This window comes from Kribbella sp. NBC_00709 (assembly GCF_036226565.1).
Classification (GTDB): domain Bacteria; phylum Actinomycetota; class Actinomycetes; order Propionibacteriales; family Kribbellaceae; genus Kribbella.
Genome location: NZ_CP108996.1, coordinates 2,780,745 through 2,803,296, shown reverse-complemented (window position 1 = coordinate 2,803,296; position 22,552 = coordinate 2,780,745). Strand labels below are relative to the sequence as shown.

The following is a 22,552-nucleotide window of genomic DNA, read 5'->3' as shown; positions in this document are numbered from 1 at the left end:
GAGCCATGACACCGATTCTGATCCTCAGTGGCAAAGGCAAGACCGGCCGTCGCGTCGCGGCACAGCTCGACGCACGACAGGTCCCGTACCGCCTCGCCTCGCGGTCCAGCGAGCAGCGGTTCGACTGGTACGACGAGAGCACGTGGGCGCCGACACTCGCCGGTGCGGAGACGGCGTACCTCGCGCCGCCGGTCGGGCCGACCGGACTCGCTCAGGCCGGCAAGTTCATCGAGCAGGCCAACGGTCTGAGGCGTGTGGTGCTGTTGTCCGGTCGTGGCGTCGGCAGCCCGGGTCGCGACTTCGCTGTGTACGACGGTCAGCTCGAGCTGGAGAACGTCGTCAAGGCGAGGGGCCGGGACTGGACGATCGTGCAGCCGGCCTGGTTCGCGCAGGGTTTCAGCGAGGACTTCCTCCGGTACCACGTGCTGGCGGGCGAGATCCGGCTGTCCGCCGGCACCGGCGCCGAGGCATGGATCGACACCAACGACGTCGGTGACGTGATGACCACCGCGCTCCTCGACGAGTCGTACGTCGGTCAGACCCTCGCGATCTCCGGCCCGCGCACCCTCACCATGACCGAGATCGCCGACGAACTGTCCGCCGCCACCGGCCGCCCGATCGGGTACGTCGACCTCGAGCCGGAGGCACACGTCGCCGAACTGATCGAGCAGGGCCTCGTCCAGGAAGATGCCGACGCGGTCCGCGACCTGTTCGCCGTGATCCGCAACCACCGCTCGGAGTACGTCTCCGACGGCGTCGCGCAGGTGCTCGGCCGACCGCCCCGCGACTTCACCGACTGGGCCCGCGAGACCGCGAAGACCGGGGTCTGGGCGGTCTGAACAAGCCGAAGCCCTCGCACCCACCTGAAGGCGCGAGGGCTTCGGCTTGGACTACTTGTGCTGCATCGAGACCCACTCGTCGTGGGTGAGCTCCTGCAGCTCCGCCGCCGGCGTCTTGGTGCGGGGCGTCGTGCCCCCACCGACGGCGCCGCCGCCGAAGACGATGTTCGCCCAGTTGTTCTGCGCGATCAGGATCGACGTGGTCTTGTCGCCGTTGATGTCCGCCGCGGTGGTGGTGTCGGTGGTGTCACCGTCGCAGTTCCAGTCGATCGGCGCGTTCGCCGCGCCGGCCGTGACCCGGGTCGAGCCGTTCGGGCATTTCCAGCTGGTCTTGTACCCGGCGCCCAGGCTGCCCAGACCGACCGTCTCGTCCGGCCGGGCCTCGTTGATCGACGTCGGCTGGACGTTCGAGTAGCCCCAGTACTTCGTGCCGTCGGCCTTGAGTACGCCGCCGAGCTGGAACGAGTAGTTCATCACGCTCAGGTAGTTCGGCTTGTAGTTCAGGTTGTCGGTGCCGCCGTGCTTCAGGCCGATGTTGTGCCCGAGCTCGTGGATGAAGGTGCCGACGTTGGTGTCGTCGGTCGCGTTCCACCCGCACTTCGGGCCGACCGTGACGATGAACGTGTCGTTCGGGATGTTGAACGCCTGGCCGCTGCTGCAGCCGCCGTCGTAGCTGTCTCCCCAGATCATGTAGTGGAAGACCGCCTTGCGGACCGCCGCGAAGTTGGCTGCCTTGACCGCGTTGGTCTGGGTGGCCGACGGATTGAGGTCGTCGTCGTACGCGACCTCGTTGCCACCACCCAGGTTGTACGCCGTACCGCGGGCGGTGCCGGCGTCGAGGTGGATCCTGACGCCGGTGGTGCCGTCCGGGTTGCTGACCGGGGCGGATGCGAAGACCTGGACGATCCGGTCCAGCGCCGCCGTACTGGCAAGGCGACCGGACATGTAGTCCATCTCGACGAACAGGTCCTTCTTGTTCGGATTCGCGCCCATCGCGGGCAGGTCCACATCGACGACGCCGTCACCGTTGGCGTCGTACCCGTTCGTCTCCCATGCGTCCGGCAACGAGTCGCCGTCGGTGTCGGTCGCGGCCGGGGCGACGACCGTGCGGGCGGTGTCGGCGGACGGAGCCGGAGCCGCCACCGCGCTCGAGGTGGCGAGCGCGGCGGCGGCCAGCGAAGTCAGTACGGCGAACAAGGCGGGGCGGGGCCTCATCAGATCTCCTTAGGGGCGGTGGGTGATCTGAGCGCTACCGTAGGTGATTTTCACCGATGAGAACGGCGCAGCCGAGCCAATGACCCGATTGGGTCAAGCGGCCGAGCGGAGCATCGCCCGGATGCCGATCGTCAGTCCGAGCAGCGCGGTCACGATCGCCGCGACCCAGCCCCAGAGCACCGCGCTCGACCAGACATCACCCGAGAACAGCGTCCGCTCGGCGTCGACGAGGTACGACAGCGGGTTGAACTTGGATGCCACTCGCATCCAGCCCGGGCCCGTCTCCAGCGGCAGCAGCATCCCGGACAGGATCATCAACGGGAACAGGAATGTCTGCTGCACCACCCAGAACATCCAGTCCTGCTTGCGGACCGCAATCGCCAGCGCGTAGCTGAAGGAACCGAGTCCGACCCCGAACACCGCGAGCAGCGCCAGGCCGACCAGTGCACCACCGACGTGCAGGTCGAACGCGAACGGCGTCATCACCGCGATCACGATCACCGCCTGCCCGAACAGCGGCACCATCTCCTTCAGCGCCCGGCCGATCAGCAACGACGAACGCGACAGCGGTGTGACCAGCATCCGTTCGTGCGCACCGGTCTGGAACTCGAACAGCAGGTTCGCGCCGGTGGTCGACGTACCGAAGAGCGTGGTCATCACCAGGATCGACGGCACGAACCACTGCCAGACGCCGTCACCGAACGTGCCGCCCATCGAACCCGACAGCAACGGCCCGAACAGGGCCAGGAACACCAGCGGCTGGATCATCCCGAACAGCAAGGTGAACGGATCCCGCAGTACCGGCTTCAGCTCGCGCGTCATCACGATCCGGATGTCGCGCAACAGCGCCGGCCCGGGAACGGTAAGGGTGGTCATCAGGCTGCCTCTCGGAGGTTGCGGCCGGTCAGGTTGAGGAAGACGTCGTCGAGCGTCGGGCGGTGCACCTGCGCCGACGCGATCGGTACGCCGTCGTGCTGGGCGGCCGCGATCAGTTCGGGGAGCGCCGCCGGGCCGTCCGCGACCCGGACACTGAGCTCGTCGCCGACGGCAACGACTTCGCGGGCTCCGGGCAACTTCTCGGCCAGCACCGTCAGTTGCGAAAGGTTGTCAGGAGCAACAGTCAGTGCGAGCCGGTCACCGGCCAGCTTGGCCTTGAGCGCGCTCGCGGTGTCGTCGGCGATCACCTCGCCGTGGTCGACCACGACGACCCGCTCGGCCATCGTGTCGGCCTCGTCGAGGTAGTGCGTGGTCAGCACGATCGTCATCGCGTGCTCCTCGCGCATCCGCAGGATGTGATCCCACAGATTCGCGCGGTTCTGCGGGTCGAGGCCGGTCGACGGCTCGTCCAGGAACAGCAACGACGGCGCGTGCACGAGGCCCATCGCGACGTCGAGCCGCCGGCGCTGGCCGCCGGACAGGTCCGACACCTTGCGCTGCGCGAGCTCCCTCAGCTCGAGGGCGTCGAGCAGTTCGCCGGTCCGTTGCTTCGCGGCGCGGCGGTCCAGGCCGTAGATCACGCCCTGGCTGAGCAGTTCGTCGCCGACCCGTTGGGTATGGCCGGCGCCGTTGCCCTGGCCGACGTACCCGATCCGCCGGCGGACCTGGCCGGGCTGCGTGGTCACGTCGTACCCGGCGACCGTGGCGGTTCCCGAGGTCGGGGTGATCAACGTGGTGAGCATGCGCAACGTGGTGGTCTTACCGGCGCCGTTCGGGCCGAGGACGGCGACCAGCTCGCCGGGTTCGACGTCCAGGCTGATGCCGCGGACGGCGTGCACGGTCTCGGTACGGCTCACCACGAAATCCCTGGTGAGCGCTCGGGTGCTGATCACGACTGGCTCCTTCGGTTGGGCTTGATGAGCACGACATTTCCAGGAGTAGCGGTCAGGTTCTGTCCCTTACTCATGGGAAGCTGAAGTCATGTCCGAAACCTCTGCTCGACTCCTCGCGCTGCTGTCGCTGCTGCAGGCCCGGCGCGACTGGCCGGGGCTTCTGCTCGCCGAGCGGCTCGAGGTCAGCCCGCGCACGGTCCGCCGCGACGTCGACCGGCTGCGCGACCTGGGCTACCCGGTGCGCGCGACCAAGGGACCTGATGGCGGCTACCGCCTGGACGCGGGGGCCGATCTGCCGCCGCTGCTGTTCGACGACGACCAGGCGATCGCGGTCGCGGTCGCCCTGCAGACCGCGACGACCACGGTCACCGGGATCGAGGAGGGCGCGCTGCGGGCGCTCGCCACGGTTCGTCAGGTGATGCCCGCGCGCCTGCGGCAGCGGGTCGATGCACTGCAGGTGACCACGGTCGATCGGTATGCGAACCGGCGTACGACGGTGGACTCCGAGAAGCTGATCGCGATCGGGATGGCCGTCCGCGCGCAGGAGGTGCTGCGGTTCGACTACGCGTCACCGGGCGCGCCGGAGGACGAGTGGGTGCCGCCGCGGAAGGTGGAGCCGCATCACCTGGTGACGTGGGGCGGCCGGTGGTACCTGGTCGGCTGGGACCTGGATCGGAAGGACTGGCGGACGTTCCGGGTCGACCGGATGACGCCGAAGACGCCGACCGGACCACGGTTCAGTCAGCGCGAACTGCCGGCGCCGGATGTGGCGACGTATATCTCGAGCCGGTTCCGCGGCCAGGAACAGAACACGTTCCAGGGTGAGGCGATCCTGCAGGCGAAGGCGTCGGACATCGCGCAGTGGGCCGGGCCTGGGGCGTTCGTCGAGGAGATCACGCCGACGAGTTGCAGGCTGGTGCTCAGCGCATGGTCGTGGACCGGGCTGGCCGCGACCTTCGGGATGTTCGAATGCGACCTCGAGTTCGTCGGCCCGCAGGAGTTGAAGGATGCCGCGGCCCAGTTGGCCGCCCGCTACCAGGAGGCTGCGTCATGAGTACGGAACTGATCATTGTGGATGCCGCAGCCTGGCAGGTCTGGCTCGGCGAGCATCACCAGGAGTCGGACGGTGTCTGGCTCGTGCTCGCGAAGAAGAACGTGACCACGCCGACGAGCCTCACGTACGACGAGGCGCTGGAAGAGGCCTTGTGTCACGGGTGGATCGACGGGCAGCGCCGGAGCCGCGACGAGCAGACGTTCATCCAGCGCTACACCCCGCGACGCACTCGAAGCATGTGGTCCAAGCGGAACGTCGACCTGGTCGCGCAGCTCGAGCAGGACGGGCGGATGCGTCCGGCCGGGCGCGCGGAGATCGAGCGCGCCAAGTCGGACGGCCGCTGGGACAAGGCGTACGGCGGGGCGAGCGCGAAGGAGATCCCGGAGGACCTGGCCGCGGCGCTGGCCGCGAACCCCAAGGCGCAGGCGATGTTCGAGATCCTGACCAGCGCCAACCGGTTCGCCATCGTCCACCGGGTGAACGACGCGAAACGGCCCGAGACCCGGGCGAAACGAATCACGCTGTACGTCGGGCAGCTGGCCCGGGGCGAGACGATCTACCCGCAGAAGCGAACGCTGTAGGGGGATCCCCACGCAGGCAAAACCCCTGGAAACAGCGCGACGCGCCGACGCCGGCGGCGGTTGTGCATGCGTGCAGATCCACCTAGATCAGGTCGAGCGTCGCCTCTTGGTCGGCCGTGAGCGGGAAGTACGCGAGAAACGTGACGCCCTCGTCCTCGGTGTCGAAGCGGGTGATCTGGTCGATCGCGGGCTCGTAGAACACGTCGCCCGGATGCAGGACCTCCGCCGGGCCGTCGGCGGCCTGCTGGTAGATCGCCGTACCCGACACGATGTTGCCGAAGACGGGACCGTTGTGGACGTGGGCGCCGAGCGCGGTGTGCGGCGCGATCGTGATCCGGCGCACCTCGACGCGCTGGACCGGAAGCGCCTCCGGCAATTGCTGGTCGAGCACGACGACACGGCTGATCGGTGAGTCTGCTGGGTTCATGGCAGCATCGTACATACTAATAGGTACAGAGCGCTTGTGACTTGCGCCCGACCGGCGCGGGGTGGGTCAGTAGAGGATCGGGTTGAGCGGCGAGGAGATGGTCTCGCCGGGCTGGTTGCCGGGCATCCAGCTGGCCAGATCGGCCTCCTGGTTCTTGTTCACCGGCGGGGAGATCTCCATCGCGGCGTCCACGTAGATCACCGTCATCACCCGGCGCGGAATGTCGGTGGCGTTCGGCGGCGCGTGGTGGAAGGTCCAGCCGAGGTGGTAGCTCACCTCGCCGAGCTGGAACGGCTCGGAGACCTCCGGGAACTCCTGCTCGGACAGGGCTTCCTGCAGCACCCGCTCCGATTCGTCGCTGATCGGCAGGTCGCGGCCGTGCTCGAAGGTGTGGCTGCCGGCTGCGAACGACAGCGGACCCATCTCCATCGGGGTTTCCTGCAGCGGGATCCAGACCGTGACGCAACGGTCGGTCGCGAACGGCCAGTAGTACTGATCCGCGTGCCACGGGGTGACCCCGCCGCCGGACTCCTTGTACAAGGCCTGGTCGTGGTACAGCCGCACGGACTGCACGCCGAGCAACTGCGCCGCGATCCGCGCGAGCCGCGGCGACGACACGAACTCGAGCACCCGCTCGCTGTCCTGCCACAGGTTCGTCACCTGCAGGAACGCCTTCCCGTAGGTGTCGCGCTCTTCCAGCGGCAGGTGCTGGGTGTTCAGCTCGATCACCTTGCCGGTGATCTCCGGCTCGTACTCCGCGATCGTCTCGGCACCCAGCACGTTCTTCAGCTTCACGAATCCGTGCTCGGCGAAGTGCCTGATGTCGGACCGGCTGAGGGTGTAGTCGGTCTCGAGCTCCGGGCGGGTCAGAGTCATGGGACTCAAGGGTTCATGACCGTTTCATCGCTGTAAAGATCAGTGATCAAATCTTTTCCCGGCGTGCACGTGCACGTGCACGCCGGGAAAGTGGTCAGGACCGTAATGCGAAACGGTCCAGTGCCTCGAGGATCAGCTCACGGGTGCTGCGTCCGCCCGCGCCGTGCCCTTCCTGCTCGACCAGGTGCAGCTCGGCGTCCGGCCAGGCTTGCGCCATCCGCCAGGCGATACCCGCCGGACTGCTGATGTCGAGCCGTCCGTGGATCAGCACACCCGGGATCCCGGCCAGCTTTCCTGCCTCCCGCACGAGAACGTCCTCCTCCAGCCAGGCCGCGTGACCCCAGTAGTGCGTGACAAGCCGCGCGAACCGCAGCCGGAAGACGGGATCGTCGTACCTGGAGTCCGGCTGCCAGTTCGGGTGGGTGCGGACGTGCGTATCCTCCCAGTCGCACCAATCGCGTGCGGCCTTCTCACGCACGGCCGGATCCGGGCCGTGCAGGAGCCGGCTGTAGGCGAGCGGCAGGTTGCCGTCGCGATCGTCCTCCGGTACGCCGTCGCGGAAGCGGGCCCACTCCTCGGGGAAGATCCGGCCCATGTCCCGGGTGACCCAGTCGACCTCACGCCGGGTCGTGTTGGTGACGCTGAACAGGACGATCTCGGAGATCGCCTCCGGGTGCTGCTCGGCGTACGCGAGCCCGAGCGTCGCGCCCCACGACGCGCCGAGGAGCAGCCACTTCTCGATCCCGAGCTGGCGGCGGAGTCGCTCGAAGTCCGCGATCAGGTGCGCCGTGTCGTTGGTGCTCAGGTCGACGTCCGGCTCGGCGGCGTCCGGCGTACTGCGGCCGCAGTTGCGCTGATCGACGAGAACGACCTTGTACTTCGACGGATCGAAGTACCGTCGCCACCACGCGCCGGCGCCGGATCCCGGGCCGCCGTGGATGACGAGCGCGGGCTTGCCGTCGGGGTTGCCGCAGACCTCCCAGTAGACGAGGTTGCCGTCGCCGACGTCGAGCATGCCCTGGTCGTAGGGCTCGATCTCCGCATACATCTAAAGGACTCCGGTGTAGGTCAGGGCAAACGTTCCACAGGGGACGAGGAACAGGGACGAGAGCACGATGATGCCCTTGAAGGACTGGCCGGGCCCAATGAGTTTCCGGTAGGCGGCGACCAGCACCGGGACCATCACGACCTCGAGCGGCAACATGCTGCGCGGGATGATCGTGGCGGTCGCCGCGAGTACGACGGAGAGCGCGGCCGCGGCGATCCAGGCGGCGTACCCGATCAGGTACGTCGTCCGGGCGCCGAAGCGGACTGCGACGGTGTGGTAGCCGGCGGCTCGGTCGGCTTCCAGGTCGGCGAGGGTGGTCGGGAGGTAGAGCCCGATCGCCGCGAGCGTGCCTTGCAGGCCCATCAGCCAAGGGAAATCGCTCAGGTCCGGGTTGATCGCGGCCCAGCCGGCCAGCGGTCCGAAGGCGCCGAGGGCGAGCGCGTTGACGGCGACGTCGAAACCGGCGCGGGTCTTCAACCGCACCGGCGGGACCGAGTACGCGTAGCCGAGCAGGACGGCGAGGAGGACGCCGAGCGCGAACACGACCCCGACCTGCAGGCTCAGCCCGACCGCTGCGACGGCGGCCGCGAAGGCGAGTCGCTTGGCCGCTCGGAGCGTGATGCGTCCGTCGAGCAGCGGCGACTTCGCCTTACGCGGATTGAGCCGGTCGCTCGGCAGGTCGTACGCGTCGTTGACCGCCAGCACGGCCAGCCACACCAGCGGCCCCATCACCACCGTGCCGACGATCAGCCGCGGCCACTCCTCCACGGGTGGAACAAGCCGGTGGGTGGCGAGCAGGATGCCTGTGTAATAAGGCACGATCGACACCACCCAGAACGCCGGCCGCCCCACCGCGATGATGTCGCGAACTCGCGCGGTCGTTCCCCGGACCTGCACCACCGTGCTCACATCACCACTGTCCACCCGCGGCGCGGCTCCCGTCCTCCCTCCACGGAGTGAAGCTCCTCACCCCGGGAGTGAAGCAGCTCACCCTTCGACCTGGACCAACGAACCATTCTCCAAGGCGACCCAGACCGCGGCCTGGTCGAGTGCGAGACCGTGCGGTTCGGACCCGTCGCCGAAGGCAACCTGTTCGATGACGTTGCCCTCGGCATCCAATTGGACAAGCGATCCGGCCGCCCACAAGGTGATCCAGCAACCGCCGTCGTCCGTCGCAGCGACCGCGTGCGGCTTGGATCCGGCGGGAAGCGGGAACTCCTCGACCTTCCCGTCCGCGGTGATCCGGCCGGCCCGGTCGGTGAGGATCTCGACGAACCAGACCGCATCCGGCCCCGCGCTGATGCCCACGGGGCCCGCAGATTCGGTCGGCAGGGGATAGGTGGTGACCTCGCCATCGAGATTCATCCGGCCGATCGCGTTGCCCTGGTTGAGCGTGAACCACAGCTCACCGCCGTACGACGTGATCATCGCCGGAAACGCCCCGGCCGTCCCGATCGGGTACGTCGACACCTCGCCGTCGACCGTCACCCGCCCGATCGCGTCGGCGCTCATCAACGTGCACCACAACGCGTCGTCCGGCCCGACGCACAGCCCGTACGGCGCCCCGGCGAGCTCGACCGCCGACACCACCCCGTCGTACCCGATCCGCCCGATCCGGTCGTCGCCGTTCCGCGTGAACCAGACGGCATCATCGGGACCGTCGACAATCACGCTCGGACGGGACTGCGCGGCGTCGAGGTCGAACGTCCGGCCGGACGCAGTCGCCACGCGACCCGCCTGGACGAGCGTCGTCCACACCTCGCCGCCCGCGACCGCGACGCCGTACGGTCCTTCGCCGACCGCGTACTTACTGACTGACATGGTCGTTCTCCTTCAAATCGATCACAGTGCCGCGCCAGCGCGACACGAACCGTCGGTCATGACTGACGACGACGAGCGCGCCGGCGTACCGGTCGAGCGCCGACTCCAATTCCTCCACGAGCACGAGCGACAGATGGTTCGTCGGCTCGTCGAGCAGCAGCACGTCGTACGGCGTGGCCAGCAACCGCGCCAGCGCCAGCCGCCGGCGTTGACCGGTGGACAATGCACCGATCCTGGTCTGCAACTGGTCCCGTCGGAACAGGCCAAGCCCTGCTGCGCCTGGATGTCGTGCGAGAGCTTGCCGCAACGTTTCCGCTGGTCGTGCCTCATCCACCTCCTGCTGGAGGTAGCCGATCCGCCCACGGCGTTCGACGTACCCGGAGGACGGCTTGAGTACGCCGGCCAGGACGTCGAGGAGCGTCGACTTGCCGACGCCGTTGGGTCCGGTGATCAGCACGCGAGCACCAGGCGGTACTTCGAGCGAGACGGGCAACAGCCGGTCTGTGACGGCGACGCCGACCGCGTCCAGCCCGGCCGGCTCGCCGGTCGTGCGGATCGACGCGGTGAACCGGAGCGGCTTCGCCGGCACCGGCGGCGGATCCTCCTCCAACCGGCGCAGGCGTTCCTTCGCGTTCCGGATCTTGCTCCGCTCGGCCTCGTTGACGCGACCGGTCTTCCGGTCGTATGCGACCTTGTTGTTGTCCGTCATCGGCCGCCCGTACGCGACCCGGTCGGCGGTGGTGCGAACCAGGACCCGCGTCGCCGCGACCTCGTCCTCCCACTCCTGCCTGGTCTGCGCGATCCGCGCCCGCTCGGCGGCCTTCTCGGTGAGGTAGCCCTGGAAGCCGGTGCCGTACCGCGTTACCCGGTGCGTGTCGCCGTCCACCTCGAACAGCGTCGACGCCACGCGCTCCAGGAATGCGCGGTCGTGCGACACGACAACCGTCGTACCCCGACGCGACCGCAGGTGATCCTCCAGCCAGATCGCGGCCGACACGTCCAGATGGTTCGTCGGCTCGTCGAGCAGCAGGATCTCCGGCGACGACGCGAGTACGGCGGCCAGGTGCAACCGCGCCAGCTCGCCGCCCGACAGCTCGGACAGCCGGCGATCACCGGGCAGTGTGCTCAACCCGAGTCCGTACGTCGCACGGGCGAAGCGCGCGTCCGCGTCGTACCCCTCGCGAATCTCGAACACCGTCTGGAGTTCGCCGTACTCGTCCAGGACGTCGGTGTGTCCGCCGGCGAGCAGGCCTTCCAGTGTGCGCATCCGGGACTCGATCCGGCGCAGGTCGGCCAGGGCGTGATCGGCGAGCGCGTTCACGTCGAGGTCGAGCGGCAGCGGGTTGTCCTGCGCCAGGAAGCCGATACTCCCGGCCGCTGTCGCCGTACCGTCCGTGGGCGGCTCGAGACCGGCCAGGACCCGCAGCAGGGTCGACTTGCCGGAGCCGTTCTCGCCGATCAGGCCGCTGACCTGCCCGGGCGGGAAGGCGCAGGTGACCTGATCGAGCACCAGGCGGTGATCGTAGGACTTGGTGACATCGTGCAGGGACAGCTGAGTAGACATGAGGATCCTCCTGACTCACGCGGGGTTCGGGGTTGGCGAACGGCGGGTCAGAAGATCACTGGGCTGCTCCCTAATGCGATGAATGTTGCGTTAAGATGATGCCATGACCGCGACCGATCGCGCAACCAGGCCGGGTGGCCGGACCGCCCGGGTCCGGTCCGAGGTGCTCGCCGCGGTCGAGGCGGAGCTTGCGGAGCACGGGTACGACGGGCTCACGATCGACGCGGTCGCGGCCCGCTCCGGAGTCCACCGCACCACGGTGTACCGCCGCTGGAAGACCGTGGCCGGGCTGCTCGTCGACCTCCTGCGGGCCGGCGCAGACGACTCCTGGGAGCCTGCCGACACGGGGTCGCTGGAGGGCGACCTGATCGCAGTGAACCGCGAGGTGCACGCGGCCCTCACCGCTCGCCCGTCGATCACTCAGGCCGTGATCGCGGCCTCCTTCCGTACGCCGGAGGCCGCCGAGGCGCTCACGCGGTTCTGGGTGGACCGCTACGAGCGCACGGCGGTCGTCGTACGGCGGGCCGTCGCGCGCGGCGAGATCCCGGCCGGCACGGATGCGCATCAACTGCTCCTCACCGCGACGGGTCCGGTGTACCACCAGCTGGTCCTGCTCCGGCGGCCCATGTCTCGTTCGGTTGCGGACCAGCACGCCAGGGTTGCGGCGAAATCTCTTTGCGGCGCTTGATCGACCGGCCATACGGTGGAAGCCCGGCAGATGGGAGTTCCTGATGAGCGTCGAGCTCTACGCATTGTCCATTGATGCAAAGGATCCGGCAGGGTTGGCGCGGTTCTGGGCCGGCGTGCTCGGTCGCGAGGCCGGTGCGGACGGGACCTCCCTGCTGCCCGCTGACGGAGCTGTGTTCCGGCTGCGGTTCCTGCAGAGTGATGTGGCGAAGGATCGCGCCAACCAGATGCACTTCGACCTGACCAGTCAGTCGCTGGAGGAACAAGAGGCGACGGTCGCGCGGGCGTTGGAGCTCGGCGGGCAGCACATCGACATCGGGCAATCGCCGGAGGAGAAGCACGTCGTACTGGCTGATCCCGAGGGCAACGAACTCTGTGTCATCGAGCCGGGGAACAACTTCCTCGCCAACACCGGGGTCATCGGGGCGGTGTCGTCCGACGGTACGCAGGCGGTCGGGTACTTCTGGAGCAAGGCGATCGACTGGCCGCTGGTCTGGGACCAGGACGAGGAGACCGCGATCCAGTCGCCGGACGGCGGATCGAAGATCTCCTGGGGCGGCCCGCCGGTGAACCCGAAGGCGCCGAAGAACCGGCTGCACTTCGACCTCGTGCCCTCGGCCGGCTCGGACGTCCAGGCCGAGGTCGAGCGGCTGGTCGCTCTCGGCGCGACACGGCTCGACAGCGGGCAGGAAGACGGCGAGGCGATCGCGATGGCCGATCCGGACGGCAACGAGTTCTGCATCCTGACCGCTCGCTGACACAACCGAGAGACGCGACTCCACCTCCGACTAGGGTTTCAGCAGACCTAGGTTGAGGAGACGTCGGTGACTGGACGGTTGGCGAACGAGGTTGTGCTGGTGACCGGCGCCGCGCGCGGGATCGGCCGGGCGGTTGCGGTCAAGGCAGCGGCGGAGGGCGCCGCGGTCGGGCTCGTCGACATCCTGGCGGACCAGCTGACCGCCACCACCGCGGAGCTCGCCGAGAGCGGCGCCAAGGTGGCCGCGGCGGTCGGCGACATCACCGACGAGGTGTCGGTCCGGCAGGCGGTCGCCAAGTTGACCGACGACCTCGGCAGCTCCGTCACGGTGCTGGTCAACAACGCCGGCAAGAACTCGTACGCCGACCCGGCGAAGATGTCGGTGTCCGAGTGGGACGACGTGTTCGACGTCGACCTGAAGGGCGCGTTCCTGATGTCGCGCCAGGTCCTGCCGTCGATGATCGACGGCCGGCACGGCTCGATCGTGAACATCGCCTCGATCCACTCGAAGCTGACGACGGCCGGCATGTTCCCGTACGCCGCCGCGAAGTCCGGCCTGGTCGGGATGACCCGCTCGCTCGCCCTGGACGTTGCCCCGCACAACGTCCGGGTGAACGCGGTCAGCCCCGGCTACATCTCCACCGACCTGCTCGAGGAGTTCTTCGACACCATCCCCGGCGAACGCGAGAAAGCGCTCGGCGTCCACCCGCTCGGCCGGATCGGCACCCCGGAGAACGTCGCCGAGGTCGTCTGCTTCCTCGCATCCGAAGCCGCCGCCTTCGTCACCGGCGCCAACTGGGCGGTCGACGGCGGGCTGGGCGTCCGGTACGCCTAACCGGGCGGACCAGGCTTGTACGCACAGGCCGACGTCAGGTCGCCGGTGTCGGGCTTGGTGGTGCTGGGCTTGGTGGTGCTGCGGGGCTGGGTCGCGGTCGACGGCTTGGTCGTCGTGGTCTTGCGCGGCAGCGACGTCGTACGGCGGGCCGGGTCGAGCGCCTGCGCGACGATCTCCCGCATCCCGGCGTAGTTCGGGTTGCGGCCGTTCGGGAAGTTCTTCTGCTTGTCCAGGTCGACGTTGGAGATCTTCGCGGTCTTGACCCGCTCGCCCAGCGTGACGAAGGCGCCCAGCAGCTTCGGCGGAATGTCGGTACGGATCAGCTGCTCGCCGGCGTGCGCGATCGCTTGGTAGTTGGCGAGCACGTTCTGCGGCGTCGCGCGTTCGACGATCGCCTTGACCGTGCAGCGCTGCCGGGTCTGGCGAGCGAGGTCGGCCGTCGGCACTTCGTACCGGCCGCGGGCGAACCACAACGCGTCGGTCCCGTTCAGTTTCCGGTTCGGTCCCGGCTGGAGATACCGGCTGGGCGGGATCTTCTTGTCGTCGTTCCCACCGACCGGCACCGGGTAGTTGATGTTCACGGTGATCCCGCCGAGCGCCTCGACCAGCTTCGCGAACCCGGCCAGGTCGACCTGCACGTAGTAGTGGATCTTCAGCCCGAGCGCCTCGCCCACGGACAGCTTCAGGATGTCCGCGCCCTCGTTGTCGGACGGGCCGAGGATGCCGGGGTGCTGCTTCGGGATGTTCCGGTACATCGCGTCCAGGTAGAACTCCGACTGCTCCTTGCTGGGATCGACGCTCGGGTCCCAGAAGCCGGTCGGGTAGATCTTGTGCAGCGGCGAGTCGGCCGGGAACGGCATCCGCATGAAGTTCCGGGTCAGGGAGATCAGCGAGGTGTTGCCGGTCTTGGTGTCGATGCTCGCGACCATCACCGTGTCGGTCCGCGTCCCCTGGCGGCCGTCGCCGTCGTCGGCGCCGAGCAGCATCACGTTCAAGCGGGGCAGTTGCTGCCAGATGTCCTTCGTGGCGCTGATCGTCGGCCGGGTCGCGCTCTTCCCGCCGGGGAAGACCTTCTTCACCAGACTCCGCTGCGCCATCAGCGTCTGCGCGCCGCTCGCCGTACCCACGGTCATCGCGAAGCAGACCACGCCGATCACCATCGCCCCGAGCAGCCGCGGCCCCGGTCCCACGGCCAGCGGCCGGAGCATCTTGTACGACGTGACCAGGACGACGATCCAGACGAGAGCGATCGCGCTGAGCCCGGCGATCATCCAGAGCAACAGCTTCGGATCCAGCGCCCACGAGATCACGGCGTCCCGTTTGCGCAGGCCGAGGTACGCCGCCGCGCCGTACAGCGTCAGGCTCGCGATGATCAGTGCCGACCCGAGCCGCGGCCGGCGCGCGACCAGGTACGCCGTACCGGGGAGCAGCACACCGAGGATGGCGATCGCCAGCGCGGCGAACGCCGAGCGTCGCCTCGGCTGTACTCTCCGTGCTCGGCTACTACGCGACGCTCGCTGCGCTCTGCTCGGGGCCATGCCCTCTTCGATTCACTGACTCGGCAAAAAGTTGGCAGGATTGATGCTGTGAGCGACATTCAGGTACGAAGAGCTGGGGCGGACGACGCGGAGTCCTTGGTCCGTTTACGCGGGCTGATGCTCGAGGCGATGGGCAACGACATCGACGGACCGTGGCAGGCGACCGCTGTCGAGTGGTTCGCCGGACAGTTGGCGTCACCGGACACGTTCGCGGCGTACGTCGTCGACGACCCGGACGCCGGCGTCGTCGCCGGGGCCGCAGGCAACGTTTTCGTCCACCCGCCGGGTCCGCGTGACCTGACCACGATCCGCGGCCACCTGTACAACGTCAGCACCGAGCCAGCCTTCCGTCGGCGCGGTATGGCGCGCGCCTGCGTGATCGCGCTGATGGACTGGTTCGAGAACGAGACCGGCGTCGGTCAGGTCGAGCTGCACGCGACCGATTACGGCATCGAGCTGTACCGGGACCTCGGGTTCGTCGAGGCGAAGTACCCGTCGCTGAGGTTCCGGACCGCCAAGGCGTAGTGCGGCCGGTGCGCGGAGAAGGGTTTGTGGGCACAGTGGCAAGAAGTCAGTGAGGACGCGCCCGACCGGGCGCGGTGTGAGGAGCTCACCGGAATGCGCCGCTGGAGTGTTGCCAGGACGATCGGGTTCGCGATCACAGCTGTGGTCGTGCTCGGAGTGTTGTCCCAGTTGCCCGCCAGCCCTTTCGCCCGGCGCGGCTACCCGGACCGGCACGTCGTACCGGCCTCGGCCGAGTCGACCGAGCCGGCACTGCAGTCGCCGGCCGTCGCGCCGCGGCCGAGCCGACCCGCGGTTCCGGCCAAGCCTGCCGAGGTCATCTCGTACCCGATCGCCGGCCCGCGGTCGTACGCCGTACTGCCTGGAGATCCCACGGTGATCGGGCGGGGCGGCAGGCTGATGAAGTTCCAGATCGCGATCGAGAGCGGGATCACCGGGGTCGACCGGACCGCGTTCGCGCGGTTCGTCCGGACGACGTACGGAGCGGCGCAGGGGTGGGCGTCCCAGGGGAAGTGGCGGTTCCAGCAGGTCGGGCCCGGGACGAGCCCGGACTTCACGCTGATGCTGGTGACGCCGCAGACGCGGGACGTCATCTGTGGTGCGGCGCCGGACCGGTACACGAGCTGCCGGATCGGGGATCGGGTCGTGCTGAACGTGGCCCGCTGGGCGCACGGCGTACCGAACTTCGGCGCATCGCTGACGACGTACCGGCAGTACATGATCAACCACGAGACAGGCCACCGGCTCGGCAACGGCCATGAGCTGTGCCCGGGGCCGGGCCGGCCGGCCCCGGTCATGCAGCAGCAGACCCTCGGCCTGCACGGCTGTACGGCGTACGCCTGGCCCTACCTGAACGGCGTCCGCTACACCGGCAGGCTAGGTCAGTACGACGACCCGATCCCTCACTGAATGATCGACAGCACGTTGCCCGCCGGGTCCTTGAACCAGGCGATCAACGGGCCCTGGCCGCGGTAGATCCCGAGCTCGTCCTGGTCGTTGTTGTAATGCTCGAACGTGACACCGCGGCCGGTCAGCTCACGCGCGGTCGCCTCGATGTCGTCGACCGGGAAGTTGAGCACGGTGTACTCGGCCGGCACATGGTCGGACTTCGGATACACCAAGATCGCGGTGCCACCCGCGACCTTCAGGCGCAACATGCCGTTCTCCTCGCCGACGTCGATCCCGAGCGTGTCGGCGTAGAACGCCTTCGCCTTCCCGATGTCGTCCACCGAGAACCCACTGAACGCCTTGCTGTCGTGCAACATCTGATGTCCTCCCTAGCTCGCCTGACACCAGCTACGTCGAGACCCACGGTGGGATTTCGACACGAGGGCGTGTCTCCCGCTCCCACGCCTACTGCGCGGCACTCGGCGGGCACGCCGAGGCACTCCGCCGAGCACCTGCTCGCTACGGCGTGGGAGCGGGAGACACGCCCTAGTTGTGCGACACGACCTGCGGGAGGGCGTCGTTGACCGCGGCTGCTACCGAGGCGGACTCGAGGCCGTCGGCGACGGTGTGCAGGAGGCGGACCAGGTGGGCGGCGTCGGCCGGGCCGAGGATGCCGGTGATGACGTCGAGGACGCGGACGGTGAGCCCGTCGAGCTGCGACAGCCGGGCCTGACCCATCGAGGTGACGGCCAGGGCCGGAGTGGTCCGGACCATGCCGAGCGCTTCCAGGTCGGCAATCGCCAGCTCCGCCTCGCCGGGCGTGATCCCGACCTGCTGGGAGACCTCGTCCGCGGTGGTGCGGCCGTTGGCGACCGCATTCAGCACCAGGGCGGCCGGCATCTTCATCCCGACCGCCTGCTGCAGGCCGAGGATGAGTGGGTGGGCATGGCCGCGGACGCGCTCCACCGCGTCGAGCAGCCGCAGAGCGTCGCCGATGTCGCCGATCAGGTGCTCGGTCTGGACGGCCGCGATCCCCGTTGGCCCTGGCCGGACGGGTGACGGCACCACGCCGCCGATGACCCGCTCCGGCACCACAAGGGCCTTTGCCACGACCCGCTCCTCGGCGGATTCCTGTGGCCTGATTCCAGCGTCTTCGATGGTCACGCCTCCAGCGTACGGAGCCGTTCCGACAGCTTCGGCGTGTCTTTCCTGAGGAAACCCTATGAATCTCATGATGTTGCTGGCTTAGTCTCCGCCCATGCAGCTGAACGGGAAACGAGCACTGGTCATCGGTGGCGGTGGCGGCGGTATCGGTCGCGCGACGACAGAGGCCTTCGGCAACGAAGGTGCGGCGGTCGTAGTCGCGGACCTCGACCTCGCCCGTGCCGAGGAGGCGGCGGAGGCGGTGCGGGCGCGCGGCGGTACGGCGTACCCGGTGTCCGGTGACGTCCGCTCGGCGAGCGACATCGAGGCCATGGTCGCGACCGCGGTCGAGCGGCTCGGTGGACTCGACGTACTCGTCACCGTCGTCGGTGGGCAGGTCGCGTTCGTGCCCGCGGTGAAGCTGCACGAGATGGCCGACGCGGACTGGGACACGATCTACGAGGTCAACCTCCGGTACGTCGCCCGCGCGGTCCGAGCGGCGCTGCGGGTCTTCCTGGACCAGGGCACCGGCGGCACGATCGTCAGCGTCGGATCGGTCACCGGCTTCATGGCCGCTCCCGAGCAGGCGGCGTACGGCGTGATGAAGGCCGGCATCCTGAGCCTGGCCCGGACGGTCGCCGCCGAGTACGCCCGCGACGGCATCCGGATGAACGTCGCCGCGGCCGGCGCCATCGCCACCGCGGTCGCCAACGCGAACGTCGACGCCGAGGTCGTCGAGGAGATCCCGGTCGGCCGGTTCGGTCGCTCCGAGGAGGTGGCGCAGGCGGTGGTCTACCTGGCCTCGGGTGCGTCGTCGTACATCACCGGGCAGCAGATCGTGCTCGACGGCGGCGTCTCCGTGCGCGGCCCGTTCGGGTAATCGAACATAGCGACGAAGAATTGGGTTCCGGCCGGTTCCGAAAAAGCTGGGAATTTCTGAATTCGGGCGTGACCTCGGCTCGCCGTACTCCGTTGGATCTGACGTGACGGTGAACACAACACGGCGCACCGGCACCGCGCTCGCCCGCGTTTTCCAGGCCGTCCACCCTTCGAAGTATCAGCCAGGAGGACCAGTGACAACCGCCACCGCCATCCAGACGATTGAGCGCCGACGCGTCCGTGTCTGGTTCGGTGAGCACGTCATCGCCGACTACAACGCCGAGCCGGCGTTGGCCGAGCGGTACGCAGACGCCATGAGCCGTCGGTTCGCCGGACTGCGGGTCACCAACGACCCGATGCCCGACGTCGACAAGCTCCCCGACCCCCTGCCCGGCGAGCGCATGTGGGACGTAGCGCCCCGCTGAGAAACTTCCGGCGCCTTCCGCGTTCCGTATCTCACCAGACAACCCACCCGGAACGTGACCAGGTCGAGCACCTCACCTCGATCAACCTGAAGGCACCGGTTTTGGGCGGCAAGCGAGTGAGGGCGTTCTGCCCCTCGCTTGCCGCCATTTCTCTGATAAGCACTGCACGTCTGTACAAATGCGCCTGAAACAACTGAATAAACCTCATCGTCCGCACCGGATCCCCCAGGTCCGGTGCGGACTTCTTTGTTTCAGAGGTTTGCGAAGTACTCCGGTTTCATCTGGATGAGCTGGACGTAGTTGCCGTCCGGGTCGATCAGCGTCGCGAACCAGCCGACGCCGCGGTCCTCCGGGTGCACCAGCCAGTCGACGCCGAGCGTCCGCAGGTGCGCGGCAGCCGCCTCGATGTCCTCGACCCCGAAGTTCACGATGTGCCGTCCGGGCTCCGCGGTCTTCGCGGCGACGTCGTCGCGCTGCTCGATGACCAGACCGAACCCACCGAGGTTCAGGTTCCCGTACCCGTCGACGTCGGCCTGGAACCCGTCGCGGTACCACGCCTTCAACCGCTCGGCGTCGGTACTGCCGATCAACATACTGTTCAGAACAGGCTTCGCCACGATCTCTCCTCTTCGACTGAACGCTGACGTCGGTACGTCGGAACCACCGCCCCGGTCTCGACATGGCCCGCCCGACTCGGATGATGGACTGATGAAGTTCAGCGCCGAACTGTTGTCCACCGGAAAGAACACCGCCGGTTTCGAGGTCCCCGAGAGTGTCGTCGAGGCGCTCGGCGGCGGCGGCCGGCCGAAGGTCAGCGTCACCGTCAACGGGTACACGTTCCGGACGTCGATCGCGCGGATGGGCGGGCGGTACCTGCTCGGGTTCAGCGCGGAGCGGCGTACCGAAGCTGGGGCCACTCCCGGCGAGGTGCTCGAGGTCGACGTGTCGCTCGACACGGCTCCGCGCGAGCTCGAGGTGCCCGAGCCGTTGGCCGCGGCGCTTGCAGCCGATGCCGGTGCGCAAGCGTTCTGGGAGACGCTCAGCTACAGCAAGCGGCAGTGGCACGTGCTGCAGGTGACGTCGGCCAAGACCGACGCCACCCGCGAGCGGCGTATCGAGAAGTCGATCCGGACGCTCCGCGAAGGGCGGGCCCGCTAGTAGACCTCGATGTCGTCGAGGAACACGCCGTCGGCTGCCTTGGTGAAGGTGCGGGTGAAGGCCACCTTCACGTGCTGGGCGCGGACCGGTGCGAAGCGGACCTCGAAACGGTTGCCTGAGGCATCGTTCGGGCGGGTCAGGCCGCCACGGTCGGTCCAGTGTTCGCCGTCGTCGCTCGTCAGCACCCGCACCGTGTCGGGGCGGTAGCCCGAGAACTCGACGTACCCCTGGACGTCCACCTGGCGAACGGTCTTCCGGGCGCCGAGGTCGAAGCTGACGTCGAACGACTTCGTCTCACCGTCCGCACCCTGGATCACATACGGCCGCCCGTCGCCCCAGTTGTCGGAGATCACGCCGTCGGTCGACTCCAGCCCGGTCGAGTCCGGGAACCCGGCCGGCGGCGTCCACGACTTCGTGTATGTCCGCCCGCCGACCAGATTCTGCTGCGGCAGCCGCGCCCCCGCCACCTTGAAGCTGACCAGCCCGTCCGCCTGCAAGCGGATGTACCGCGCCTTCGCGTTCAGTCCGACGAAGTCCTCGCCGCCGTCGGCCGCGGTACGCCGAGCAGCGTCGACCCAGCTCACGCCGTCGTACGACGTCTGGACCGTGTACTCCGCCGGATGCTGAGCGCCCCACTTCAGGAAGACCCCGTCGACCTGGTACTGCGAACCGAGGTCGGCGCCCGTGGCGACCTGCGCCGCGAGCTCGGGCGCTTTGATCGGTCGTCCCGCGGCCGCATCGAGGACGAGTGCGCGGATCCGCTCCAGGTAGGTGACGTCGCCGGTGAACGTGCCCGGCGTACTGACGAGCGCCTTGGCCAGATCGGTGGCGAGGTCCGGGTGGGTCTTCTTCAGGATCGACACGACCTCCCAGTCCTCGATCCCGTCGCGCATCGACTCCAGCCGGATGGTCCGCTCCAGCAGGTTGTGTTCCTTGTCCGGATTCACCACCCAGTAGTCGCCCTTGACGTCCTCGTCGTCCATCGAGATGTTCCAGTTGTTGAACGCCCAGTGCAGGTGGCCGTTCGCGTTGCGGGCCGCGGCCAGCCAGCCGATCAGCCGCTGGTAGTACTCCGGCTGGTCGATGAAGCGGTTCAGGAACCCGAGCGTCGGGATGTTGCAGTTGTACAGCCACAGATCCTTGCCCGCGGCCCGTGCGTCGTCGAACGGTTTCGGATTCGACTCGTAGTTGAGCAGGTTCGGGATCGTGATGTCCTCGCGTTGACTCACCTCGGACGCGACCGGGTCGTGGAAGGTGGCGTCGCCGACCTTCACGTCCGGCCAGACCGCCTTCACCTTGTCGAAGATCCCGTTCCAGCCCTCCCGGCCGGAGTCGCCCTGCGGTTCGTCACCGATGTGCATCCACCACTTGCTCTCCCAGCCCATCGCCTTGACGTGGTCCCGGAGCGCGCCGACGTACTGCTGGATCCAGCTGTCCGCCTCGGGGGAGGTCCACGGGACGTACTTCTTCACGGTCTTGCCGTCGGCGTCGCGGGCCAGCGTCTCGACGTCCCAGTGCGTCCAGTAGTTCGGGCCGCCGTTCACCCAGAAGCCCTCGAGCCGGCTGACCGTGCCGCGGTCGGTGAAGAACTTCACCACCTGGTCGACCTTCGACCAGTCGAAGTGCACCGTGCCGTCCGCATCGACCGTGGTGTTGCCCGCTTTCAGCAGGGTGGCCATCGGCAGCGTGAGGTCGTTGTTGCGGTAGTCGCGGCGGAGATTCGCATAGTCCTCCATGAGCTTCCACCACTTGGGGGTGAACGGCGAGTAGCCGTAGTTCGCGAGCATGGTCTCGACCGGCGGCTCCTGGTACGAGACCGTGCCGAAGAACAGCGTCCACTCGACGTCGGTGAACCCGCTGTCCTTCGCGTCCGGGATGGTCACCGGGCGGACGTCGATCGAGAGCGGCAGTACGTCGGTGCCGTGGTCGGTCTCGATCCGGACGAGGCCGCGGTACACGCCGCCGTTCACGGTCTTCGGCACGTGGACGCGGACCCAGATCGGCTGGGTTGTATTTGCGGAGACCGTGGTCGAGGGGGAGTTGGACAGGCCGTCCGGGAAGTCGTCCGGCGCCGGGCGGCTCGGCGCGTAGACGTACTGGTTGCCGCCGAACACCGAGTTGTGGTTGAGCGACGTGTACTTGACGAAGTTGTAGGTCAGGTTCGAGGTGGGGATCAGGCTGGCGCCGGAGACGAGCGGCGTGAAGCTGACCCGCTTGATCGTGAACTTCTGATCCCGGCGGATCACGACCTGGCCGGCCTCGAACTCGTTCCGGGCGCTGTCGAGCGCGAGCGCCGTACTGCTGCCGGTGTCGGACGGCAGCGAGTCCTTGAAGACGTGGGTCGACGCGCGGGCGGCCCACACCTGGGTGTGCGGTGCCGCGCTCTGGGCAACCGACGGAATCTGCGAAGTGGCGATGGCGGAGGCCATCACGGCGACGAGCAATCTGGACGGTTTCATGGGCAGA

Annotated in this window: 25 protein-coding genes; 11 read left to right on the top strand and 14 right to left on the bottom strand. The window is 68.2% G+C overall.

Going from position 1 to position 22,552, the window contains the following annotated elements:
• The first annotated feature begins 5 nt into the window (after nucleotides 1–5).
• Nucleotides 6–839, top strand: a complete 834-nt coding sequence (locus tag OHA18_RS13775) for an NAD(P)H-binding protein (protein ID WP_329004456.1) — start codon at nucleotides 6–8, stop codon at nucleotides 837–839.
• A 51-nt stretch (nucleotides 840–890) separates the two neighbouring features.
• Here OHA18_RS13775 and OHA18_RS13770 read toward each other — a convergent pair whose 3' ends face one another.
• The 3 genes from OHA18_RS13770 to OHA18_RS13760 all read right to left on the bottom strand — a co-directional run bounded on the left by OHA18_RS13770 (nucleotide 891) and on the right by OHA18_RS13760 (nucleotide 3,883).
• Complete coding sequence (locus OHA18_RS13770; protein WP_329004455.1) at nucleotides 891–2,054, bottom strand: hypothetical protein; 1,164 nt, start codon at nucleotides 2,052–2,054, stop codon at nucleotides 891–893.
• 93 nt (nucleotides 2,055–2,147) lie between these two features.
• The gene (locus OHA18_RS13765) at nucleotides 2,148–2,930 is read right to left on the bottom strand and encodes an ABC transporter permease (protein WP_329004454.1); all 783 of its coding nucleotides are present in this window, start codon (nucleotides 2,928–2,930) and stop codon (nucleotides 2,148–2,150) included.
• Nucleotides 2,930–3,883 (bottom strand): ATP-binding cassette domain-containing protein, encoded by a 954-nt coding sequence (locus tag OHA18_RS13760; protein ID WP_329004453.1) that lies wholly within the window; start codon nucleotides 3,881–3,883, stop codon nucleotides 2,930–2,932. Before OHA18_RS13760 ends, OHA18_RS13765 begins: the two co-directional genes overlap by 1 nt.
• Nucleotides 3,884–3,971: 88 nt before the next feature.
• Between OHA18_RS13760 and OHA18_RS13755 the strand changes: the two genes are divergently transcribed.
• Nucleotides 3,972–4,937, top strand: coding sequence for a helix-turn-helix transcriptional regulator (locus OHA18_RS13755; RefSeq protein ID WP_329004452.1), 966 nt, complete (start codon nucleotides 3,972–3,974; stop codon nucleotides 4,935–4,937).
• Nucleotides 4,934–5,518, top strand: coding sequence for a YdeI/OmpD-associated family protein (locus tag OHA18_RS13750; RefSeq protein ID WP_329004451.1), 585 nt, complete (start codon nucleotides 4,934–4,936; stop codon nucleotides 5,516–5,518). The genes OHA18_RS13755 and OHA18_RS13750 overlap by 4 nt, the downstream gene beginning before the upstream one ends.
• A gap of 82 nt (nucleotides 5,519–5,600) precedes the next feature.
• Here OHA18_RS13750 and OHA18_RS13745 read toward each other — a convergent pair whose 3' ends face one another.
• The 6 genes from OHA18_RS13745 to OHA18_RS13720 all read right to left on the bottom strand — a co-directional run bounded on the left by OHA18_RS13745 (nucleotide 5,601) and on the right by OHA18_RS13720 (nucleotide 11,254).
• The gene (locus OHA18_RS13745; protein ID WP_329004450.1) at nucleotides 5,601–5,945 is read right to left on the bottom strand and encodes a hypothetical protein; all 345 of its coding nucleotides are present in this window, start codon (nucleotides 5,943–5,945) and stop codon (nucleotides 5,601–5,603) included.
• Between the two features lie 66 nt (nucleotides 5,946–6,011).
• Nucleotides 6,012–6,821: a phytanoyl-CoA dioxygenase family protein gene (locus OHA18_RS13740; protein ID WP_329004449.1), complete on the bottom strand. Its 810-nt coding sequence runs from the start codon at nucleotides 6,819–6,821 to the stop codon at nucleotides 6,012–6,014.
• A 94-nt stretch (nucleotides 6,822–6,915) separates the two neighbouring features.
• Nucleotides 6,916–7,869: a prolyl aminopeptidase gene (gene pip / locus OHA18_RS13735; protein WP_329004448.1), complete on the bottom strand. Its 954-nt coding sequence runs from the start codon at nucleotides 7,867–7,869 to the stop codon at nucleotides 6,916–6,918.
• Nucleotides 7,870–8,778, bottom strand: a complete 909-nt coding sequence (locus OHA18_RS13730; protein WP_329004447.1) for a UbiA prenyltransferase family protein — start codon at nucleotides 8,776–8,778, stop codon at nucleotides 7,870–7,872.
• Between the two features lie 78 nt (nucleotides 8,779–8,856).
• Nucleotides 8,857–9,690 carry a Vgb family protein gene (locus OHA18_RS13725; RefSeq protein WP_329004446.1) on the bottom strand — a complete coding sequence of 278 codons (834 nt, stop codon included), beginning with the start codon at nucleotides 9,688–9,690 and terminating at the stop codon, nucleotides 8,857–8,859.
• Nucleotides 9,677–11,254, bottom strand: a complete 1,578-nt coding sequence (locus tag OHA18_RS13720) for an ABC-F family ATP-binding cassette domain-containing protein (protein ID WP_329004445.1) — start codon at nucleotides 11,252–11,254, stop codon at nucleotides 9,677–9,679. Before OHA18_RS13720 ends, OHA18_RS13725 begins: the two co-directional genes overlap by 14 nt.
• Before the next feature lie 103 nt (nucleotides 11,255–11,357).
• Between OHA18_RS13720 and OHA18_RS13715 the strand changes: the two genes are divergently transcribed.
• From OHA18_RS13715 to OHA18_RS13705, 3 genes are all read left to right on the top strand, one after another.
• Nucleotides 11,358–11,942 (top strand): TetR/AcrR family transcriptional regulator, encoded by a 585-nt coding sequence (locus OHA18_RS13715; protein WP_329004444.1) that lies wholly within the window; start codon nucleotides 11,358–11,360, stop codon nucleotides 11,940–11,942.
• A 43-nt stretch (nucleotides 11,943–11,985) separates the two neighbouring features.
• Complete coding sequence (locus OHA18_RS13710) at nucleotides 11,986–12,699, top strand: VOC family protein (protein ID WP_329004443.1); 714 nt, start codon at nucleotides 11,986–11,988, stop codon at nucleotides 12,697–12,699.
• Nucleotides 12,700–12,765: 66 nt separating this feature from the next.
• The gene (locus tag OHA18_RS13705) at nucleotides 12,766–13,533 is read left to right on the top strand and encodes an SDR family NAD(P)-dependent oxidoreductase (RefSeq protein ID WP_329004442.1); all 768 of its coding nucleotides are present in this window, start codon (nucleotides 12,766–12,768) and stop codon (nucleotides 13,531–13,533) included.
• Here the strand turns inward: OHA18_RS13705 and OHA18_RS13700 are convergent.
• Nucleotides 13,530–15,071 (bottom strand): LCP family protein, encoded by a 1,542-nt coding sequence (locus tag OHA18_RS13700; protein WP_329004441.1) that lies wholly within the window; start codon nucleotides 15,069–15,071, stop codon nucleotides 13,530–13,532. The genes OHA18_RS13705 and OHA18_RS13700 overlap by 4 nt on opposite strands.
• Nucleotides 15,072–15,119: 48 nt before the next feature.
• Here OHA18_RS13700 and OHA18_RS13695 point away from each other — a divergent pair, with 48 nt between their 5' ends.
• Together OHA18_RS13695 and OHA18_RS13690 are read left to right on the top strand one after the other, a co-directional pair.
• A complete protein-coding gene (locus tag OHA18_RS13695; RefSeq protein WP_329004440.1) occupies nucleotides 15,120–15,596 on the top strand; it encodes an N-acetyltransferase in 477 nt (158 codons plus the stop codon).
• 93 nt (nucleotides 15,597–15,689) lie between these two features.
• Nucleotides 15,690–16,502 carry a DUF3152 domain-containing protein gene (locus tag OHA18_RS13690; protein ID WP_329004439.1) on the top strand — a complete coding sequence of 271 codons (813 nt, stop codon included), beginning with the start codon at nucleotides 15,690–15,692 and terminating at the stop codon, nucleotides 16,500–16,502.
• On the opposite strand, the gene OHA18_RS13685 is transcribed toward OHA18_RS13690, so the two are convergent.
• Complete coding sequence (locus OHA18_RS13685; protein WP_329004438.1) at nucleotides 16,496–16,858, bottom strand: VOC family protein; 363 nt, start codon at nucleotides 16,856–16,858, stop codon at nucleotides 16,496–16,498. The two genes, OHA18_RS13690 and OHA18_RS13685, sit on opposite strands and share 7 nt — an antisense overlap.
• A gap of 169 nt (nucleotides 16,859–17,027) precedes the next feature.
• The gene (locus tag OHA18_RS13680; protein ID WP_329004437.1) at nucleotides 17,028–17,645 is read right to left on the bottom strand and encodes a MarR family transcriptional regulator; all 618 of its coding nucleotides are present in this window, start codon (nucleotides 17,643–17,645) and stop codon (nucleotides 17,028–17,030) included.
• Between the two features lie 94 nt (nucleotides 17,646–17,739).
• Here OHA18_RS13680 and OHA18_RS13675 point away from each other — a divergent pair, with 94 nt between their 5' ends.
• Nucleotides 17,740–18,504 (top strand): SDR family NAD(P)-dependent oxidoreductase, encoded by a 765-nt coding sequence (locus tag OHA18_RS13675; RefSeq protein WP_329004436.1) that lies wholly within the window; start codon nucleotides 17,740–17,742, stop codon nucleotides 18,502–18,504.
• 193 nt (nucleotides 18,505–18,697) lie between these two features.
• On the top strand, nucleotides 18,698–18,928 hold the full coding sequence (locus OHA18_RS13670; protein WP_329004435.1) for a hypothetical protein: 231 nt from the start codon (nucleotides 18,698–18,700) through the stop codon (nucleotides 18,926–18,928).
• A gap of 251 nt (nucleotides 18,929–19,179) precedes the next feature.
• On the opposite strand, the gene OHA18_RS13665 is transcribed toward OHA18_RS13670, so the two are convergent.
• On the bottom strand, nucleotides 19,180–19,545 hold the full coding sequence (locus OHA18_RS13665; RefSeq protein ID WP_329004434.1) for a VOC family protein: 366 nt from the start codon (nucleotides 19,543–19,545) through the stop codon (nucleotides 19,180–19,182).
• 91 nt (nucleotides 19,546–19,636) lie between these two features.
• Between OHA18_RS13665 and OHA18_RS13660 the strand changes: the two genes are divergently transcribed.
• Nucleotides 19,637–20,086, top strand: coding sequence for a YdeI/OmpD-associated family protein (locus OHA18_RS13660; RefSeq protein ID WP_329004433.1), 450 nt, complete (start codon nucleotides 19,637–19,639; stop codon nucleotides 20,084–20,086).
• Here the strand turns inward: OHA18_RS13660 and OHA18_RS13655 are convergent.
• Nucleotides 20,083–22,545 carry a glycoside hydrolase domain-containing protein gene (locus OHA18_RS13655; protein WP_329004432.1) on the bottom strand — a complete coding sequence of 821 codons (2,463 nt, stop codon included), beginning with the start codon at nucleotides 22,543–22,545 and terminating at the stop codon, nucleotides 20,083–20,085. The two genes, OHA18_RS13660 and OHA18_RS13655, sit on opposite strands and share 4 nt — an antisense overlap.
• Nucleotides 22,546–22,552 lie beyond the last annotated feature (7 nt).

Excerpts from the sequence above, each read along its gene's own strand:
- OHA18_RS13775 (WP_329004456.1), top strand. The coding sequence starts at position 6 with ATGACACCGATTCTGATCCTCAGTGGCAAAGGCAAGACCGGCCGTCGC.
- OHA18_RS13770 (WP_329004455.1), bottom strand. The coding sequence starts at position 2,054 with ATGAGGCCCCGCCCCGCCTTGTTCGCCGTACTGACTTCGCTGGCCGCC.
- OHA18_RS13765 (WP_329004454.1), bottom strand. The coding sequence starts at position 2,930 with ATGACCACCCTTACCGTTCCCGGGCCGGCGCTGTTGCGCGACATCCGG.
- OHA18_RS13755 (WP_329004452.1), top strand. The coding sequence starts at position 3,972 with ATGTCCGAAACCTCTGCTCGACTCCTCGCGCTGCTGTCGCTGCTGCAG.
- OHA18_RS13750 (WP_329004451.1), top strand. The coding sequence starts at position 4,934 with ATGAGTACGGAACTGATCATTGTGGATGCCGCAGCCTGGCAGGTCTGG.
- OHA18_RS13745 (WP_329004450.1), bottom strand. The coding sequence starts at position 5,945 with ATGAACCCAGCAGACTCACCGATCAGCCGTGTCGTCGTGCTCGACCAG.
- OHA18_RS13740 (WP_329004449.1), bottom strand. The coding sequence starts at position 6,821 with ATGACTCTGACCCGCCCGGAGCTCGAGACCGACTACACCCTCAGCCGG.
- pip (WP_329004448.1), bottom strand. The coding sequence starts at position 7,869 with ATGTATGCGGAGATCGAGCCCTACGACCAGGGCATGCTCGACGTCGGC.
- OHA18_RS13725 (WP_329004446.1), bottom strand. The coding sequence starts at position 9,690 with ATGTCAGTCAGTAAGTACGCGGTCGGCGAAGGACCGTACGGCGTCGCG.
- OHA18_RS13720 (WP_329004445.1), bottom strand. The coding sequence starts at position 11,254 with ATGTCTACTCAGCTGTCCCTGCACGATGTCACCAAGTCCTACGATCAC.
- OHA18_RS13715 (WP_329004444.1), top strand. The coding sequence starts at position 11,358 with ATGACCGCGACCGATCGCGCAACCAGGCCGGGTGGCCGGACCGCCCGG.
- OHA18_RS13710 (WP_329004443.1), top strand. The coding sequence starts at position 11,986 with ATGAGCGTCGAGCTCTACGCATTGTCCATTGATGCAAAGGATCCGGCA.
- OHA18_RS13700 (WP_329004441.1), bottom strand. The coding sequence starts at position 15,071 with ATGGCCCCGAGCAGAGCGCAGCGAGCGTCGCGTAGTAGCCGAGCACGG.
- OHA18_RS13690 (WP_329004439.1), top strand. The coding sequence starts at position 15,690 with ATGCGCCGCTGGAGTGTTGCCAGGACGATCGGGTTCGCGATCACAGCT.
- OHA18_RS13685 (WP_329004438.1), bottom strand. The coding sequence starts at position 16,858 with ATGTTGCACGACAGCAAGGCGTTCAGTGGGTTCTCGGTGGACGACATC.
- OHA18_RS13675 (WP_329004436.1), top strand. The coding sequence starts at position 17,740 with ATGCAGCTGAACGGGAAACGAGCACTGGTCATCGGTGGCGGTGGCGGC.
- OHA18_RS13660 (WP_329004433.1), top strand. The coding sequence starts at position 19,637 with ATGAAGTTCAGCGCCGAACTGTTGTCCACCGGAAAGAACACCGCCGGT.
- OHA18_RS13655 (WP_329004432.1), bottom strand. The coding sequence starts at position 22,545 with ATGAAACCGTCCAGATTGCTCGTCGCCGTGATGGCCTCCGCCATCGCC.